Genomic DNA, 18,449 nt, shown 5'->3' with positions numbered 1-18,449 from the left:
GAAAATTGACAAAATATAGTTGTTTAGGTATATATTATACTAAAATTGTTAATACTTTTAGTTAATTTATCTTGTATTAAGGTTGTAATAATGAATAAAGAACAGATAAGAGAAAAAGTTTATAAAGATAAAAATGTTGAAACAGCTATAAAAGAAGGAGTAGAAAAATATTTATCTCATACAGTTCCCAATGGGGCAGATTGTGAGTATGAATATTTAAATAATTATACTTTAATAACAGCAGAAATTTTTGAGGAAGGATATGTTACTTCTGATGTTCATATAGATGTCAATATGATAGCTTATGATTATATTTCAAAAGATGACGGCAAAAAAGAAAGGTATATTTGTTTGAATAAAACTTATTTAATGGGGCTTAATTTAAAATTCAAATTAAAAAATATTGATAATGATATAGAAGATATTGAAGTAAGATATTTTAATATATACGGCATTACAGATAACATTTAAAAACAAATAAGAATATAATAATTTGATTACTATATTCTTATTTATATTATTAATTATTTATGAGTTTAAAAATTTTATAAATTAATACTAATAAATCTGCATGCTCTTTCTGCGGCATCTTCTATTAATGTTTTTGAATTTTTTATAGCTTCATCAAGAGGCATAGCTCTTTTTAAAGCAGGCATAATAGATACAATACCCATATCATAAACTGCCTCAGCACCATCTCTTATATCTCCAACTATAGCAATAACTGGTATGCCATTAGCTCTTCTTGCAACACCTACTGGAACTTTTCCTTTTTTTGTCTGTCCGTCAATAGCTCCTTCTCCTGTTATTATAAGGGAAGCATCTTTTATCTTATCTTCAAAATCTATTATATCAAGTACCGCATCAATACCGCTTTTTAACTCAGCATTGCAAAAAGCAACAAGTCCTCCTCCAAGTCCTCCGGCAGCACCTGAACCTTCAATATGGTCTATCTCTTTATTAAATTTATCTTTAACAATTCTTGCTATATTTTTAAGTCCATTATCAAGTATATCAAAACTCTCCTCTGTAACCCCCTTTTGTTTTCCATATATAGCTGTAGCACCATTGTCACCGTAAAGCGGATTTCTTACATCACAAGCAACATTTATTTTTATATCAAATATTCTTTTATCTACATTGCTGTCATCAATAGAAGCTACTTTTATCATGTTTTCAGCAATAGCTTCAAGCTCATTATTATTTTCATCAAGAAATTTATATCCTAAAGCATTAGCCATGCCTATGCCGCAATCATTGGTCGCACTTCCGCCTATGCCTATTAATATTTCTTTTATATTGTTATTCATAGCATCTTTTATAAGTTCGCCGGTACCATAAGTTGAATATTTCAAAGGATTTCTTATATCATCATCAACCAAAGTAATACCAGAGGCTTCTGCCATTTCTATTACTGCTTTTTCTTTATTAATAATACCATATTTCGCTTCTATAATTTTTCCAGATGGATTTCTTACATTCACTTTTTTTATATTTCCGCCTGCCGCATAAAGTATAGAATCTACAGTACCTTCGCCTCCGTCAGCAACTGGTATTTTTTTTATATTTGCATTTTTAAATACTTTTAATATACCTCTTTCTATACAATTGCAAACTTCCATACTGCTAGCACTTCCCTTGAATGAATCTGGTATTATTACTATTTTCATAATTATTTCCTTAAATATTATTTTTTTATATTATTGTTTATTAACAAAATTGATATTATATGAAATTTAATCCTATCAATATTATTATTAATTGGATCCAAATTTAACAGCTCTTTAATTTTTCTCATTCTATACACTATAGTATTTCTATGAACAGATAATTTATCACTTGTTTTTGTAATGCTCATATTGTATTTGCTCATAGTAATAATAGTTTCTTTTAGATTAGAATTGTTTTTTATAATCTTTAATACATTTCTAAGTATCATTTTTAAACTTGATTGCTCATTGGTAGATATATAAAATTCTAATATGTAGTCTTCTATAAAAAATACTTCTCCATTATTAGAATATTGATTCCAATTAAGTAAAAATTTTGCCTGTTCATAGCTGCTTGAAATTTCATTAATATTTTTTGATACAGCACCGCAGGAAGCTTTAAAATGAAGTCCTAATTTACTATCTAAAGAATTTTGCAAATGTATAAAAAAATTATTTAATATATTTCTTTCTAAACCGTATTGTTTTTTATCAAAACTTTTTATGAGTATGAATTCATTATCTCCGAAATATGATATTATATCCTGAGAATTAAAATCCGATGAATCTTTTATTTTGGATATAATATAATCATTCATTCTGTTTTTATCCAAATAATCATTATTATCAAATTTTATGAGGCATACTATTCTATTGATATTTTCAATTTGATAATTATTCTTTTCAAGCCATATAAGTATTGATGGTATATAATGCTCATTATTTTTAGAAATCATCATATTGATATAATTATTAATAGAAGTTTGTTTTAATATTTTTTTATCAGTATCTAATTCTTTTTCTATCAATATTTCTGCCGTTAATTTTACAATGGCTGCTATTTTACCTACTTCTTTAGGATTGCCTGTAACTCCCAATACTCCTATTATTTCATTATTTATTACTAGAGGTATATTTATTCCTGGTTTGGCACTTTCTATATTATTATCAATAAAATCAAAATACTCCATGTCTTTGCCTTCTTTCAATACTTCCAAAGCACCTGAATGTATTTTACCTATTCTTGTTTCATCTCCGCTGGCTATAATTTCACCATATTCATTCATTATATTGATATTGTATCCTAATTTATCCATTATCTTTTTTAATAATTTTTGTGCTGTTAATGTATTTAAAGGCATATATATTCCCAACTATTTTTATATTATTATAATTATATAATAGAATAGTTAAATTTATATACATAATATATAAAAATAAAAAATCTATTTCATTATTTGCAATATATAAATATATATAAAATAATTGTGCTTTATATATAAAAAAATAATAATAATAGATTTATTGTATATAATGTACAAAATAATGTATGATATATTGTTCTGTATATATAAAGACAATTATCATTATTTAGATACACTTTAAACATAAAAACAAGGAGGAAAAAAATGAATGGTATTTATATTTTTAGTTTAATAGTCATTTCAGTAATAGTAATGATTATTGCTATTAGTAAATTCAAACAACACCCTTTTGTGGTATTAATCACTATTTCTATACTGGTTGGTATTTTATCAGGAATGAAAGTGGGAGATGTTGTTACTAAAGTTCAAACAGGTTTCGGAAGCATATTAAGCAGCATAGGTATAGTTATTATATCAGGAACAATTATAGGAACTATATTAGAGAAAACAGGGGCTGCTTTAACTATGGCAAATACTATATTAAAAATAGTAGGTAAAGACAGATCAGTATTAACTATGGGAATAACAGGATACATAACTGGAATACCAGTATTCTGCGATTCAGGATTTGTAATTTTATCACCTATATCAAAGGCATTAGCTTCAAGATCTAAAATATCATTGGCTGTTATGGGTACTGCATTAAGCGGAGGATTATATGCTACACATTGTTTGGTTCCTCCTACACCTGGTCCTATAGCAATGGCTGGAACTTTAGGTGCTAATTTAGGATTAGTTATTTTAGTTGGACTTCTTGTATCAATACCTTCTGTAATAGCTTCTATTATCTATGCTAAAAAAGTGGCAAGCAAAATATATATAGATGCTAATACTGAAGATAATGTTGATGATTTGATGGATAAATATGGAAAACTTCCCGGTGCTTTACATTCATTTTCTCCTATACTTCTTCCTATAGTATTAATAGCTTTAAAGTCTATAGCTGATTTCCCTTCTGCACCTTTCGGAGACGGAGCAGTAAAAACTTTCTTCTCTTTTATAGGAACACCTATTATAGCACTTTTGCTTGGAATATTTTTATCTATGACACTTCTAACAAAAGTAAATAAAGATGAAATATTATCTATTATATCTGAAGGTATAGTAAATTCAGCTTCTATATTGGCAATCACTGGAGCAGGTGGTTCTTTTGGTGAAATATTAAAAGCTTTGCCTATTGCTGATATATTAAGCAGTTCTTTGCTTCAATTTAATATTGGGGTTTTCCTTCCTTTTATCATTGCTATGTTATTAAAAACAGCTATGGGAGCTTCAACTGTTTCTATGATAGTAACTTCATCTATGATGCTTCCTTTAATGGGTACTTTAGGATTTACTTCAGAGATACAAAAAGTTTTAGTAATAATGGCTATTGGTGCTGGTGCTATGACAGTATCACATGCTAATGACTCTTATTTCTGGGTAGTTTCTCAATTCTCTAATATGACCCCTCAGCAGGCTTATAAATGTCAGACAGGTGTTTACATTAGTTCAGGGTTTGACAACTATCATAATAGTATTTATACTTTCTTTGATATTTAAATAATTATAAGGAGTTTATTATATGGTGTCTGTAACTGTTTTAATGGAAAATAGTCCTGCTGTTAATAAATCTCTAAAATATGAGCATGGACTTTCTTTATTCATAAAAACACCAAAAAATAAAATATTATTTGATTTTGGATCAAGCGATATATTCTTATATAATGCTCAAAGAATGGATATAAATTTAAATGATTTAGATGTAGTTGTATGCAGTCATGGTCATTATGATCATAGCGGCGGTTTTGCTGATTTTGTCAGTAAATATAAAATAAAAAAGTTTATAACTGGTGAATGTTTCTTTGAGCCTAAATATAGAGCTGATGATTCAAAGTTTGCATATATAGGTAATCCTTTTAATAAACAGCTTTTACTAGACAATAATATAGAACATATCGAATGTAAAGATGTATACAAGATAGATGATAATTGTTATGTATTTAGCGGTTTTAAAAGGACTACTCCTTATGAAGAAGCATCATCAAATTTTGTATGCGGAAATTTAAATGAAGATATGAAAGTTGATAATTTTAATGATGAAATTTGTTTAGTTATAAAAACTGACAATGAACTTTGTTTATTAACCGCATGTTCTCACCCCGGAATAGTTAATATGGTAAAATCTGTAGGTGAATATTTTAATTCTAATGTTACAAGCATATACGGAGGAATACATTTAGTAGAAGCTGATGATGAAAGAATAAAAAATACAATTGCCGATATGAAAAAATTAGGCTTAAAAAAAGCAGGTTTTTGTCATTGTTCCGGAAACAAGGTAAAAGAAGTTATAAAGAATGATGATGCTATAGAGTCTTCAGATTTTTGTACAGGCGACAGTATAATTATTAGATAGTTATTTGGTTTATTTAAAAATATAAAAGGGCTGCATGATTTTTGCAGTTCTTTTATATTTTAAATGATTTTAATAAATATTTTCAATTCTTCATCAATAATTCATAAACATCTAATAGTATTGCTGATATTTTCTGTTAAGTGCTTGTATATTAATTATATTTGAAAAACAATATTATAGAACATAAAAAAAATTTATTGTTTATTTAATATAATTGTATATAATATATTTTTCAAAAATAATTCTATTTTTATTGATTCTGACTTTAATAAAAAGGACATAACATGGATACAAATAAACTAAATGAAAACATAATAAAGATGAGAAGGGATTTACATCAAATTCCAGAAATAGGAACAGATCTTCCTCAAACAAAAAATTATGTTTTAAGCAGATTAAAAGAACTTGGACTTTCTGTTAAAGAATCTTCTAAAGATTCAGCAATAATTTGTGATATAGGTGAAACTAATTCTTCAAATATTGTAGCAATAAGAGCTGATATGGATGCACTTCCTATAGTTGAGGAAACAGGATTTGATTATGCTTCAAAAAACGGAAATATGCATGCTTGCGGTCATGATGCTCATACTGCATGTTTGATTGGAGCTGCTTCATATTTATTGGAAAATAAAGATAGATTGAATGGAACAGTAAGATTAATATTTCAAACAGGTGAAGAAGTTGCTAAAGGTGCTAAAATAATTATAGAAGAAGGTTTTTTAAATGGAGTTAAAGCAATAGTTGGAGCACATTTAGGAATAATAGCTGCTGGCGTACCTAATGGTGAATTTGTTATACAAGGAGGCCCTTTAATGTCTTCTTATGATAAATTTATTATTAATGTTAAAGGTAAAGGAACTCATGGAGCTAATCCTCATAATGGTATTGATCCATTATTAACTTCAACACAAATAGTTCAGGGATTATATAATATTAAGAGCCGTGAAATTGTAGCAACAGACCCTACTGTTATTTCTGTATGTGTAATTAATGGAGGATCTTTGTATAATATAATACCAGATGAGGTTAAGATAGAAGGAACTTTCAGAGCTTTCAGTGAAGAAAACAGACAATTTATAGCTAAAAGAATAAAAGAAATTGCAGAACATACAGCATTGGCAAATAGAGCAAATGCAGAAGTAAATATTGAATGGGGTTCTTCTGCAGTTGTTAATGATGAAAAAATAGCTTCTCAATTATCTGATGTATGTTCTAATTTGGGATATAAAAAAGCAGAAAAATTTACTCCTACAATGATAGGGGAGGATTTTGCAGAGTATCTTCATGTAGTTAAAGGAACATATATATTATATGCTACAGGTACAGAAAAAAATATACCTCATCATAATAGCAAATTTGAAATAGATGAATCTAAACTTTATAAAGCATCTATATTAATGAGTGAATGGGCTATTAAATATTTAGAAGATAATAAATAAATTATATAATTAGTTAATATTATACTAATTAAGTTTTGTGATATTATAACAGTAAAAAATAATTGAATTAAGATATTTATAAGAAAGGTATTTAAATGTATTTCTTATAAATATCTTTTTTATAAATAATTTTCCATTAATTTCATCAATATAAAATAAAGCTCTATATCATAATTTTTATAATAAGATTTCATTAAATTTAATATACAAACAGAAGTGTATTTAAAAGCATTTTCTATATTATCAACTATTCTTTTTATATTTTCTTTATCATTATTATCTATAACATCGCAATAATATATTTCTTTACTATTTTCCAAATTCTTTTCTATAGCTTTTTTTACTATCTCTTTATAGTATAGGAAATTATCTATATTAAAAGAATCAAAATATAAATAAGGCTTTTTTTCTGTATTGGAAGAATATAAATGATATAAGTCTGAATTTTCTATATCTTGAAATAATATATTAAAAAAGTTATTAATATCTTTCTTTTTTGAATCACAATCATTTCTATTGGTTTTAGTATTATTATCACAAAAGCCTAACATAGTATTATATATAATTTTTATATGCTGTTTATTTTCTACTTTTTGTGGTTTTATAACTTCAGTAGATGTTGAGGCTGTATTTTTGTAGGAGAATGTTTTGAAATAGTTATTATAATCTTCTTTCATCTTCTTCAGATGTAAATTATGATTTTTCTCTTTTTGTTTTTCCTGTTTTAATAATATTTTATACTGATTCATATATTCATGATGTTTATCTTTTTGACCCATTTCCAAATAGAGTTTAGCCATCAATTTATATGTTTCAGATTCATTGTCTTTAAGATCCATAGAGTTTTTTAAATAAAATAATGCTTTTTTATGATTGCCTATTTTTAAATAAGAATCTCCAAGCCATAATGATATTAAATAATTATCTTCATCATTATTTAGTTTTATTGATTTTTCTAAATATTTTATAGCTTCTTCATATTCGCTGTCTATATAATTGATATATCCTATCCAATAATATGCTAAATAATTATTTTCATTATTGTTTTTTTCATTTATTTCAATAGATGATAATAGATAATGTATAGCATTCTTGTAGCTTTCAGTTTTAGCATAGCATATTCCAAGATATAAATAGTTTAGATATTCATGTTCCTGAGCTTCTGATAATTTTATAAAACATTCTAATTCATAATCTATATCATTATCATATCTTATAGCAATTTCTCTTGCCTTTTCAAAACATTCTTCGGATAAACTTTCTTCATCTATAACTTTATATAGCAGACCTAAAGTAAACCAAGTATCAAATTCATTATCTTTTAATTTTACAGATTCGCTTAAATGTTCCAATGCCTTATCATATATTTGAAGAAGAAAATATGTATTTCCCAAATAATAACGGCTTAAATAATCATCATCTTTGAATTGTACAGATTTTTTTAAATATTCAACGGCATCATTGTAATTTTTCAATTGAATATAGCAATATCCTACATATCTGTATACTAAATGATCTTCTATGCCTACTGCTTTTGATAAATATCTTAATGCTATACTGTAATATTTTTCATTAGTTCCTATTTTAGCATAGGTAATGCCTAACCATAGAGAATAGTATTTATTTGTGCTGTCTAATTTATATGCGCTTTCAAAACATTCCAATGATTCTTCTAATGAATCGAATATGTCATAACATCTTCCCATATAATATTTGTACATAGCCTTATTAACACTAGATTTTTCTAATGAAATGGCTTTTAAAAAATACATCATTGCTATATCGTAGCGGTCTAATTTATAAGAGCAGTATCCGGCTTTAAATATAGCTTCTATATTATTAGGGTCAATATTATTTAAAATATTGCTGCATAAATTAAAAGCATCATCATAGTTTTGATTTTGTATATATTCATCAATTTCTTGTAAGTATTTACTTATATTATTCATAATCCCACTTTAAAATAATTAGGGTAGTATTATAAGATATAATTTGATAAATTTAAACTACTCATGTATAATTATAACAATAACTATGAAAAAATAATCATTAATTCTTTCTATAAAAGACAATATTTTAAATTTTTTTTACATAAATTCTATTAATAATAATTTTATGATTAATAATATATACCTAAATAACTATATTTTGTTAAAAATAATTTTTTTTAATTTTAGATATCTGCAGGGCTTTGCCCCGCACTCCAGTTCTTTTACCGAGTAGGTACCTTTCGGTATTGGTATAAAAGAACCAAAACAACTTCATTTTTTACCTAAAACTAGGGTTTTATACCACATATTTAATACATATTCTTAAAATATAAAGTTCTAGCAATTACGTTTTCGCAAAGCGTATCCGAGCTTGTCGAGGATATAGCTGCTTTTTTGTGCAGAAAAAAAAGTAGATAATTTTATATAAAGTCCATCAGTTGACAAACTTAAAAATTTTCAGTATATATAAATTCTATTAATAAAAATAAAAAAATTAATAATAATTATTAAATAATAATATAATAATTCAAAAAAGGATAATTTAATAATGGACAATATAAATTTCGATATACAAAGCACTAAAGATAATTACTTTAAAAGTTCAGAAGAAGCGTACATCAATCCGCCTAAAAAAATACCATTCTTTTTGAAACTGCCTATGTGGATAGCGAAAAAGAAAGTGAAAAAAGACTTACTTCTTCCAAAGATTTTGGCTTGGAATCCTAAAACTGCAATAAGTTCGGGTGTAATGGAGGCACTCATAACTCATGATGATAAAGAAGTACCTAAAAGGCTTTTAAAACTCATAAGGATACAGATTTCAATAGATGCGGCATGTCCGTTTTGTATAGATATGAATAGTTTTGAATATGATAAAGAAAATGTAACAGAAGAAGAAATAAAATATTTACAAAATAAAGATATAGATTCCTGCCCGACTATGTCAAATAAGGAAAAGATTGCTTTAAAATATATTTCAGCTATAACGAAAACACCAGTAATAATATCTGAAGAATTAATCACAGAAGTAAAAAAAGAGTATTCGGAGCGTGCCATATTAATATTAGCTTCCACTGCGGCACAGGTTAATTATTGGGCTAGGCTTATAAGAGGTTTAGGAGTTCCTACTGCTGGGTTTACTAATATATGTAAGATTAATAAATAATCAAGTTAAATGATATTAATAATTTTACTTCTATTGGATTTATATAAGTTATATTGACAAAAGAAATATTATAAGTTTTAATAAAAATATAATAAATAAAACATACAGCTATAATTATGAACCTAGAAGTTAAAGTAACAGCGGGAGCTAAGTCCAACAGTTTTAAATTCGAGAATGGGGCCTATTACATTCGTATTATGGCTAAGGCTATAGACGGCAAAGCTAATAAGGCTATAATTGATTTCTTGGCTGATGAGCTTAATATTAAAAAAAGAGATGTTGAAATATTAAAGGGTGAGAAAAGCAGCAAGAAAATTATTGCTATTAATATTGATGATAAGTCACTTAAAGAGTATTTTAATAAATAAAAAATTGCATTTTAATGTTGACATAATATACATATTCATTGTAAAATATCTATATATTTGTATATGAGGTTTTTATGTATAATACAAAAATGGATTATCTTTTAAATGAAGCTTCTATCCGTATGAACAATGAAGATTATGATCAGACATTAGAAATTCTTGATGTAATATTAAAAAAAGTCCCTAAAAATTACAGAGCGAATTTATATAGAGGACAATTATGCGTAGAGCTTAAAGAATATGAAGACGCTATAAGATATTTTGAAGAAGCTAGAAAAGTAGACATAAAAACTTTCAAATCATATAACTTATTGGGTATAAGTTATCATGCTATAAAACAGTATGATAAAGCTATAGAATGTTTTAATGAAACTCTAAAAATTACTCCGAATTCTTATAAGGCTTATAATTTACTTGGAATAAGCTATTTTGAAAAAAAGGATTATACCAAGGCTATAGAATATTTTAATAAGGCTATAGAGATAAATCCTAAATATGATAAGGCTTATAATAATTTGGCTTTATTTTATTATAAGCATAAAAAATTTAATGAGGCAATAGAGTTCTTTGAGCATTCAAAATCTTTAGATGAAATGGTTTTCAAAGCTTATGATATGCTTGGAATGAGCTATTATAAAATAGGCAATTATGATAAGGCCATAGAATGTTTAGCTAGATTTTTACAGTACAATACAAAATCATATAAAGTGGCTAATACATTAGGAGCGGTTTATTCTTTCTTAAAAGATTATGATAATGCTATAAAATATTTTAATAAGGCTATAGAGATAAATCCTAAATATGCAAATGCCTATAATAATTTAGCTTTAGTTTATTTCAATAGAAAGATGTTTGATAAATCAGCTTTATATTTTGATAAGGCTAAAAGATTAGATTTGAATGCATTTACTGATTATAATAAACTTGGAATAAGCTACTATTCTAAAAAATATTATTATGAAGCTATAGAATGTTTCCAAAAAGTTATAGAAAAAAATCCTAATGCTTATAAGGCCTATAACTTTATAGGTATATGCTATTCATCTAATGAAGAATATGACAAGGCTATAGAATATTTCAATAAATCTATAGAAACTAATGACAGATACTACAAGGCTTATAATAATTTGGCATTGGCTTATTATAATTTGGGTTATTATGATAAGGCAGTAGAAAATTTCAATAAGTCTTTGGATATTAATATAAATAATCCTGATTCCTATAACGGTATAGGTTTAGCTTATTATTATTTGGGAGAAAAAGAAAAGGCTTTAATTTATTTGAATAAGGCAGTAAGTATTAATCCTTCATATACAAATGCTTATGAGGCTTTATTTAATATATATTTCGATTTTGAAGAATATGACAGTGCTTTATATTTTGCCGATAAGGTTATGGAGTTAAAGCCTGATGTATCATTTAAATATTATGACAAGTTAATTGATATATGCTTTATTAATAAACAGTATGATAAAGTTATTGAGTATTCTAAAAAAACTGATAAAGAAATTGATTATAATATACTTGCTTTATCCTACTATCATTTAAAAGATTATGATAATGCTTGTATATATTATAATAAATTAATAGAAAGAGAAAAATCATCTTTCAAATTGTATAATAATTTGGCTATTATTTATTATTTGAAAAAAGATTATGAATCACTTTTAAATACATATAATAGCTATATAGATAACTTTGAATTAAGTAATGTACAGTTTGCAAGCTATAATATATCTTTATTATCATATACTTTATTAAGAAACAATATAATAAAGTACAGCGACTTCTTATCTTTATTTGAAAAATCTTTAAATAAAAGTATAGAGCATTATAAGATTCATAATTCAAATGCGAATTCAAAATTATATAAAAGTATAGTTTATAATACAGATTCGCTAAAAATATTATTAGAGCATAAAATTCAATCAATTAATTCTTGTGATTTTCTATTCGGATCAATAGATGATAATAAATTAAAAGCTGTAAAGCCAGTAATAGAAAAGTTAAAATTATCTTTATTCGATAACTCTATAACTGATTTAGATAATCATACTATATGTGTAGAATATTCTCCAGAAAATGCCACAGTAATAAATATTAACAATTATAATCAAAATAATATTTATGGTAAAAGTGCTAAGTTTATAAATGATATAGATGAAATTCATTATGAGTCTTTGATTTCAATATTCAATTCAGAAAGCAGCGTAGCTTTATTAGACGGAGATATAAAAATAAAAGCGATATATTTCTCTAATGACTTTGATGATGCGGATATAGAGATAATCAGACGTATAATAAATGATGAAGATATAAAACTCTATAAATCAGACATTTAAAGAAATATTATATTATTTTGGTATAATAAAGTTATATATACATAAATCATAATTGTAAAATAACATTTCAGCATATAAGATTAGTATATAATAATGCATATAAATTTAATAAATGTATAAAAAAATTCCAAATATAATTAGATTTACATAACTCATATTAAATAAATATGCATATTCTTGAAAAAAGTTTCAACTATGTTATAATTTCGATATATAAAATAAAAAAGGATTTTCATTTTATAGGATATAAATATTATGGACGAAATTAAAGAAACAAAAGAAATTACTGCAGTGGAAGAAAGTACGGAATCAAAAGAAAACAATGAAGCTGTAAGCATGGAGGCTCAGGCTGAAAACAAAGCATCAGAAAAAAATGCTTTTGAATTAGACGATTCTATACTTTCTAACAGAGAAGAATTAGAAAAAGTTATGGAAGCTATCATCTATGTTGAAGGCAGCGTTCCCATAAGCAGACTCAGAACTCTTTTTAAATGTGAGAACTCTGATATAAGAAACTATATAGAAAGCATCAATGCTAAATATAGAAGTGCTAATAGTGCTATAGAAATACTTGAAGTAGGCGATTCTATTATCATGACTATCATACCTTCTACGTTTGGTACATTATCGGCAATATATGACAAGAAGCGTAAGAAAAAAATTTCAAAAGCAATGCTTCAAACTTTATCTATCATAGCATATAAACAGCCTTTAACTAAAGCAGAAATTGATGATATAAGACAAAGCGATAGCGGATATCATTTAAGAGCATTGATGGAAGATGGTTTCATTACTTGGAAAGGAAGAAAGGATTATTTGGATAAGAGACAAACTTACGGAACTACAGATAAATTCTTGATTCATTTCGGCATCAATAGCTTAGATGATCTTCCAAAATTAAGAGAATTAAAAGATTTAGAATTTAATAAAAACGACTAATATATTTTGTTAAGGACTTTGCTAAAAAATAGTGAAGTCCTTATATCTATGCTTATATCATTTTTATAATTATACTGTCGAAAATTATACAATTAATAAACAATATAAAAATTTTATGGAAAAAACATGGTAAAAAGATTAACGCTTGAAAATGGAATTAGAGTTGTCTTAGAGAATATGCCTATATTAGATACAGTTTCTATAGGCTTTACTTTTTTGACAGGCAGTGCTAATGAGAGTAAAGAGGAAAACGGATACACTCATTTTATAGAGCATATGCTTTTTAAAGGCACTGATACTATGACTTCTAAGGATATTATCAGAAAAATAGAAGGTGTAGGCGGTATATTTAATGCTTTTACTTCAAGACATTTAACTTCTTTTTATATAAATATAATATCTAAATATTTTGACAGAGCTATAGATACTTTAGAAAATGTTATGCTTCATTCTGCTTTTAAAGAAGATGATATAAACAGAGAGAAAAAAGTTATCATAGAAGAATTAAAAATGTCAAATGATACTCCGGAGGAAATATCAGCCAATCAATTCTTTGCTGCTGCCTATAAGGGCACATCTATGAGCTTCCCAATAGGAGGAACTATTAATAATATAAAAAGTATTAATAGAGATAAATTATATTCATATTTTAAAGAGCATTTTAATTCTAATAATTTGATTATTTCTATAGCGGGCAACTTTGATATAGAAACAATAGTTGACAGACTAGAAAAAATCAAATTGCCTAAAAAAAGCCCAACAGTTAATGGGGATTTGCCATTTTACTATAAAACAGTTACTAAAGAAAAACAGGAACTTCATCAAGTATATTTTTCTCTTATTACTCCTTCATACAGTGCAGCAAATAGTAAAGAAAGATATGCTATGAATATAGTTAATGATATATTCGGCGGAAGTTCTTATTCAAGATTATTTCAGGCTATTAGAGAAAATAAAGGACTTTGTTATAATATATACAGTTATAATTCAAGTTTCATCAATGGCGGTAGTTTTGAAATACATGGTTCTACAAGTTTGGATAGATATGAAGAAACTATAGAAAGCATATATGCTGAAATAGAAAAACTCATAAATGAAAGAGTATCAGAAGAAGAACTTGAAGAAGCAAAAGAAAGTTATAAAAGTTCTATGGCATTTAGTAAGCTTAATGCAGAGTTTATAATGAATAAGAATGCCAGAAGCGAATTATATTTATCAAAGTATGTTTCATTCAAAGAAATTTATAATTCAATAGATAGAGTGGATTTGAAATTAGTTAATCAGGTTATTGATGAAAAATTAATAAATAAAAAATTCTTTTTAACATCAGTAGGTTCTGAAGGCACAAAAGATATAAGTAATGCTTTGAGTAAGAAATTGAAACTCAATTAATTCATTTATATTTATTAAAGCAGTTTTTATTATTAGATTTTGGGTATTTTGATTTTTTATCCCTCATTATAGTATTAAAACTATAGCGAGGGACAAAAATCTGTAAAGATATTTTTTATAACTATATAGCAAAATAATTTTATTTAATTATATCTTTTATCTTTTCTATAAATATACTCATTTCTTCATCGGTACCTATTGTTACTCTTATATAATTATCTATTAATCTAGTTTTGAAATATCTTACTAATATTCCTTCTTCTCTTAATTTTATATAAATATCTTCAGCAAATTTATTTTTATGAGATATGAACAAGAAATTTGATTTAGAATCAGGTACTATAAATCCTAATTCTTTTAATATAACTTTTGTTTTTTCTCTAGTATTTATAACTTTATTTACGCTTTCTTCAAAATAGGCTTTATCTTTCATAGCCTCTATTCCGGCAAGTATTGAAAGTCTGTTTATAGTATATGAATTGAAAGAGTATTTAATATTTTTAAGCCCTTGAATTAGATACTCATTTCCAATAGCAAAACCTAAACGCATACCCGCCAATGCTCTTGATTTTGAAAAAGTTTGTATTACAAGAAGATTATTATATTTTTCTGTGAGTTTGTATGCACTTTCTCCTCCAAAATCTATATATGCTTCATCTATTACAATTATATGGTTTTTATTAGTAGATGCAATTTCTTCTATTTGAGAAAGGCTTAATAATAAACCAGTAGGTGCATTAGGATTAGCTATAAATATTCCGGAATTCAAATTCTTATAATCATTTATATCTATAGTAAAATCATCTTTTAAAGGTATTTGTACTTCTTTTAAATCAAAAAGTTTAGAATAAACAGAATAGAAACTGTATGTAATATTAGGATAATAAATTTTATCTCCTTTATTGAAAAAAGCCATAAAAGAGAATGCTAATATTTCATCAGAACCATTTCCTATAAAAATATTTTTTTCATTTATATTGTAAAATTTTGATATTTCTTTTTTCAGATCTGAAACATTAGGATCAGGATAAAGTCTTAAATCATCGAAGTTTGATTCTGTTATAATTTTTTTTACTGCATTAGATGGAGGATATGGAGATTCATTTGTATTTAGTTTTATATATTTTTTATCTTTAGGCTGTTCTCCGGGTGTATATGGTTCTATAGATTTTGCTTTATTGCTTAAAAAATCACTCATAAAAAAATCCTTTATCATACTAATGAAAGTATTATTATATAAGATATTTTGTTTTATAACAATAATTAATTATCGATATTTTTGTATTAAATTGAAATTAGTATGAAATTATCAATATTAACTGGAAAATTTTTGATTTATTTTAAAAAAAATCAAAAAAAATTTTGAAAAATAAATTGACTTTGAGGGGTTAATTGTTAAATTAGTGGTAGTTAATAATAGTGTTATCGATTTCAAATAAGCAATAAAAACGAATAAAAAATAAATAAAAATAAACAATAATAAAAAACAAAAAGAGGTTTTCATCTATGAAGAAAATACACAGTTTATCATTCAAAGTCCCATTTATAATTAGTTCTATTATTTTAATTACAATAGTTACATTGGCTTCAATTTCTATATGGTCTTCATCAAGAGCCATAAGAAAAACGGCATTAGAAGGTTTTGATGCTATAGTTTCAGGTTATTCACATATGATAGATATGGTGCTTCATGAGCAGAAATTGGCAATAGCAACTTATGCACAATCAGGTACATTAGCTAATGGCATATTGAGAATGGACGATCCTGAAGTACAAAATCAAGTTTTAAATAGATTAAAAGCTTTCGCTTCAGTAAATACTTATGCTATAAATGTAGGGTTAGCAGATATGAATGGAAAAGTTTTGCTTGACAGCTCCAATCCTAAGCTTGTAGGAGCTTCTATAGCAGAAATTCATAAACATTTATTTTCATTTATGAAGGCTAATAATTACAAATTTTCTTTTGATAATTACACAAGCATATCATCTACTACAGGAGGACAGGCTTTACTTCTTTGCGGAGGAATAAAAGATTCTAGTGGTAATTTTGTAGGTTTAATTTATATAAATTTGGATTTAGAAAAAGTAAATAAAGATTTTATAGGAAATTTGAATATTAACGGACGTATAACAGTTGCTAACAGAGATGGAAATATTATATTATCATCAGATGCTGAACGTATAGGAGGACATTTACCTGATGTTTACAGCATAATAAAAACAACAGATAAAGGAATAATAGAATCATATACTTATGAAGGTTATGAAGGCAAACGTTCTGCAGCTTATGAAAATGTTGATTTAATGCCTTGGACTGTTGTATTTGCTAAATCAGATAGTGAGATATACAAAGAAATTAAGTACACTATTCTTCGTACTGTAATAATTGGACCTATTTTTATAATATTATGTACTTTATTAGTATTTATGTATATTAAGAGTATAACAAGACCATTAAATGAATTGGTTGATATATCAAGAGAGATTTCTAATGGAGATTTAACATCTACTCATAGAAATGTACAGCGTAAAGATGAATTAGGTGTTTTAGCTAACTCTTTCTTTGATATGAGAGACAGACTTGCAGATATTATAATCAAGGTTAGAACTTCAGCAGATGAAATAAGAATGAATGCTAAAGAGCTTTCTCAAGGAAGTGTAGATTTATCAAGACGTACGGAAGCTCAGGCAGCAAGCTTGGAAGAAACAGCTTCTTCTATGGAACAAATGGCTTCTACAATTAAATCATCAGCAGATCAATCTATACAAGGTAATAAAATGATGATAGATTCAAGAGATGCTATTCAAAGTGCCGGCGATATAATATTGGATACAACTAAAAATATAGAAGAAGTTTATGACGCTAGTACTAAGATTAAAGATATTACTAAGATAATAGAAGATATTGCTTTCCAAACTAATATATTAGCTTTGAATGCGGCAGTAGAGGCAGCAAGAGCAGGCGATATGGGTAAAGGTTTTGCGGTTGTAGCTTCTGAAGTTAGAAATTTGGCTCAAACTACTCAATCATCAGTAAAAGACATTACTGATTTAGTAGATAATGCTTATGAAAAGATAAATAAAGCAACTGAATCAGCTAGAGAATCTCAGGAGATATTTAATACACTTCAGGATAAGATAGAAAATACAGCTAAGATAATGCAAGACATTAGCTCTACAGCAGTAGAACAGCATGAAGGTGTAGAACAAGTTAATAGAGCTGTTACAGATATGGATACAGTAACTCAGCAGAATGCAGCTTTAGTAGAGCAGGCATCAGCTTCATCAACTTCATTGCTTAATCAAGCAGTAGAACTTGTTGATGCTATGAGTTTCTTTAAGGTTAAAAATTAATTAATATAAACTTTTTTCAATTGTTTAATTTTATATATATTAGTAGGCTGCTTTTTAGCGGTCTATTAATATTTTTTCTATGAATTTTTTAAGGGTTATTTCTGTATGGGAATAGCCCTTTTTATTTATTTTATAGTAAATAAATCTAAT

At 26.2% G+C, this 18,449-nt stretch carries 14 protein-coding genes; 10 read left to right on the top strand and 4 right to left on the bottom strand.

The genetic code is table 11. The features are described from left to right. Positions 1–90 precede the first annotated feature (90 nt). Positions 91–471: a hypothetical protein gene (locus R4K56_RS04435; protein WP_335772759.1), complete on the top strand. Its 381-nt coding sequence runs from the start codon at positions 91–93 to the stop codon at positions 469–471. 74 nt (positions 472–545) lie between these two features. Here R4K56_RS04435 and R4K56_RS04430 read toward each other — a convergent pair whose 3' ends face one another. Both R4K56_RS04430 and R4K56_RS04425 read right to left on the bottom strand, forming a co-directional pair. Then, entirely contained in the window at positions 546–1,673 is a 1,128-nt protein-coding gene (locus R4K56_RS04430; RefSeq protein WP_335772760.1) for a glycerate kinase, read from the bottom strand. Between the two features lie 14 nt (positions 1,674–1,687). After that, positions 1,688–2,851: a CdaR family transcriptional regulator gene (locus R4K56_RS04425; RefSeq protein ID WP_335756348.1), complete on the bottom strand. Its 1,164-nt coding sequence runs from the start codon at positions 2,849–2,851 to the stop codon at positions 1,688–1,690. Between the two features lie 267 nt (positions 2,852–3,118). Between R4K56_RS04425 and R4K56_RS04420 the strand changes: the two genes are divergently transcribed. From R4K56_RS04420 to R4K56_RS04410, 3 genes are all read left to right on the top strand, one after another. Further along, on the top strand, positions 3,119–4,456 hold the full coding sequence (locus R4K56_RS04420; protein ID WP_335772758.1) for a GntP family permease: 1,338 nt from the start codon (positions 3,119–3,121) through the stop codon (positions 4,454–4,456). 22 nt (positions 4,457–4,478) lie between these two features. Beyond that, positions 4,479–5,309: an MBL fold metallo-hydrolase gene (locus R4K56_RS04415; RefSeq protein WP_335772757.1), complete on the top strand. Its 831-nt coding sequence runs from the start codon at positions 4,479–4,481 to the stop codon at positions 5,307–5,309. A gap of 284 nt (positions 5,310–5,593) precedes the next feature. Then, positions 5,594–6,748, top strand: coding sequence for a M20 metallopeptidase family protein (locus R4K56_RS04410; RefSeq protein ID WP_335772756.1), 1,155 nt, complete (start codon positions 5,594–5,596; stop codon positions 6,746–6,748). A 119-nt stretch (positions 6,749–6,867) separates the two neighbouring features. Here R4K56_RS04410 and R4K56_RS04405 read toward each other — a convergent pair whose 3' ends face one another. Next, positions 6,868–8,697 (bottom strand): tetratricopeptide repeat protein, encoded by a 1,830-nt coding sequence (locus tag R4K56_RS04405; protein ID WP_335772755.1) that lies wholly within the window; start codon positions 8,695–8,697, stop codon positions 6,868–6,870. A gap of 589 nt (positions 8,698–9,286) precedes the next feature. Here R4K56_RS04405 and R4K56_RS04400 point away from each other — a divergent pair. The 5 genes from R4K56_RS04400 to R4K56_RS04380 all read left to right on the top strand — a co-directional run bounded on the left by R4K56_RS04400 (position 9,287) and on the right by R4K56_RS04380 (position 14,945). Continuing rightward, positions 9,287–9,904, top strand: coding sequence for a carboxymuconolactone decarboxylase family protein (locus tag R4K56_RS04400; RefSeq protein ID WP_335759302.1), 618 nt, complete (start codon positions 9,287–9,289; stop codon positions 9,902–9,904). Between the two features lie 116 nt (positions 9,905–10,020). Then, positions 10,021–10,272 (top strand): DUF167 domain-containing protein, encoded by a 252-nt coding sequence (locus tag R4K56_RS04395; RefSeq protein WP_335772754.1) that lies wholly within the window; start codon positions 10,021–10,023, stop codon positions 10,270–10,272. 74 nt (positions 10,273–10,346) lie between these two features. Beyond that, positions 10,347–12,614 (top strand): tetratricopeptide repeat protein, encoded by a 2,268-nt coding sequence (locus tag R4K56_RS04390; RefSeq protein ID WP_335772753.1) that lies wholly within the window; start codon positions 10,347–10,349, stop codon positions 12,612–12,614. A 255-nt stretch (positions 12,615–12,869) separates the two neighbouring features. Next, a complete protein-coding gene (gene scpB / locus R4K56_RS04385) occupies positions 12,870–13,553 on the top strand; it encodes an SMC-Scp complex subunit ScpB (RefSeq protein WP_418233497.1) in 684 nt (227 codons plus the stop codon). A 126-nt stretch (positions 13,554–13,679) separates the two neighbouring features. Next, positions 13,680–14,945: a M16 family metallopeptidase gene (locus tag R4K56_RS04380; RefSeq protein ID WP_335772752.1), complete on the top strand. Its 1,266-nt coding sequence runs from the start codon at positions 13,680–13,682 to the stop codon at positions 14,943–14,945. Positions 14,946–15,084: 139 nt separating this feature from the next. Here the strand turns inward: R4K56_RS04380 and hisC are convergent, their stop codons facing one another. Beyond that, positions 15,085–16,143, bottom strand: coding sequence for a histidinol-phosphate transaminase (gene hisC / locus R4K56_RS04375; protein WP_335759307.1), 1,059 nt, complete (start codon positions 16,141–16,143; stop codon positions 15,085–15,087). A 308-nt stretch (positions 16,144–16,451) separates the two neighbouring features. Here hisC and R4K56_RS04370 point away from each other — a divergent pair, with 308 nt between their 5' ends. Beyond that, positions 16,452–18,299: a methyl-accepting chemotaxis protein gene (locus R4K56_RS04370; RefSeq protein WP_335772751.1), complete on the top strand. Its 1,848-nt coding sequence runs from the start codon at positions 16,452–16,454 to the stop codon at positions 18,297–18,299. Positions 18,300–18,449: the final 150 nt, after the last annotated feature.

This window comes from Brachyspira pulli (assembly GCF_036997785.1).
Taxonomy (GTDB): Bacteria; Spirochaetota; Brachyspiria; order Brachyspirales; family Brachyspiraceae; genus Brachyspira; species Brachyspira pulli.
Note: the sequence above shows the minus strand (reverse complement) of the source record. Positions and strands in the feature narration are given on the sequence as shown.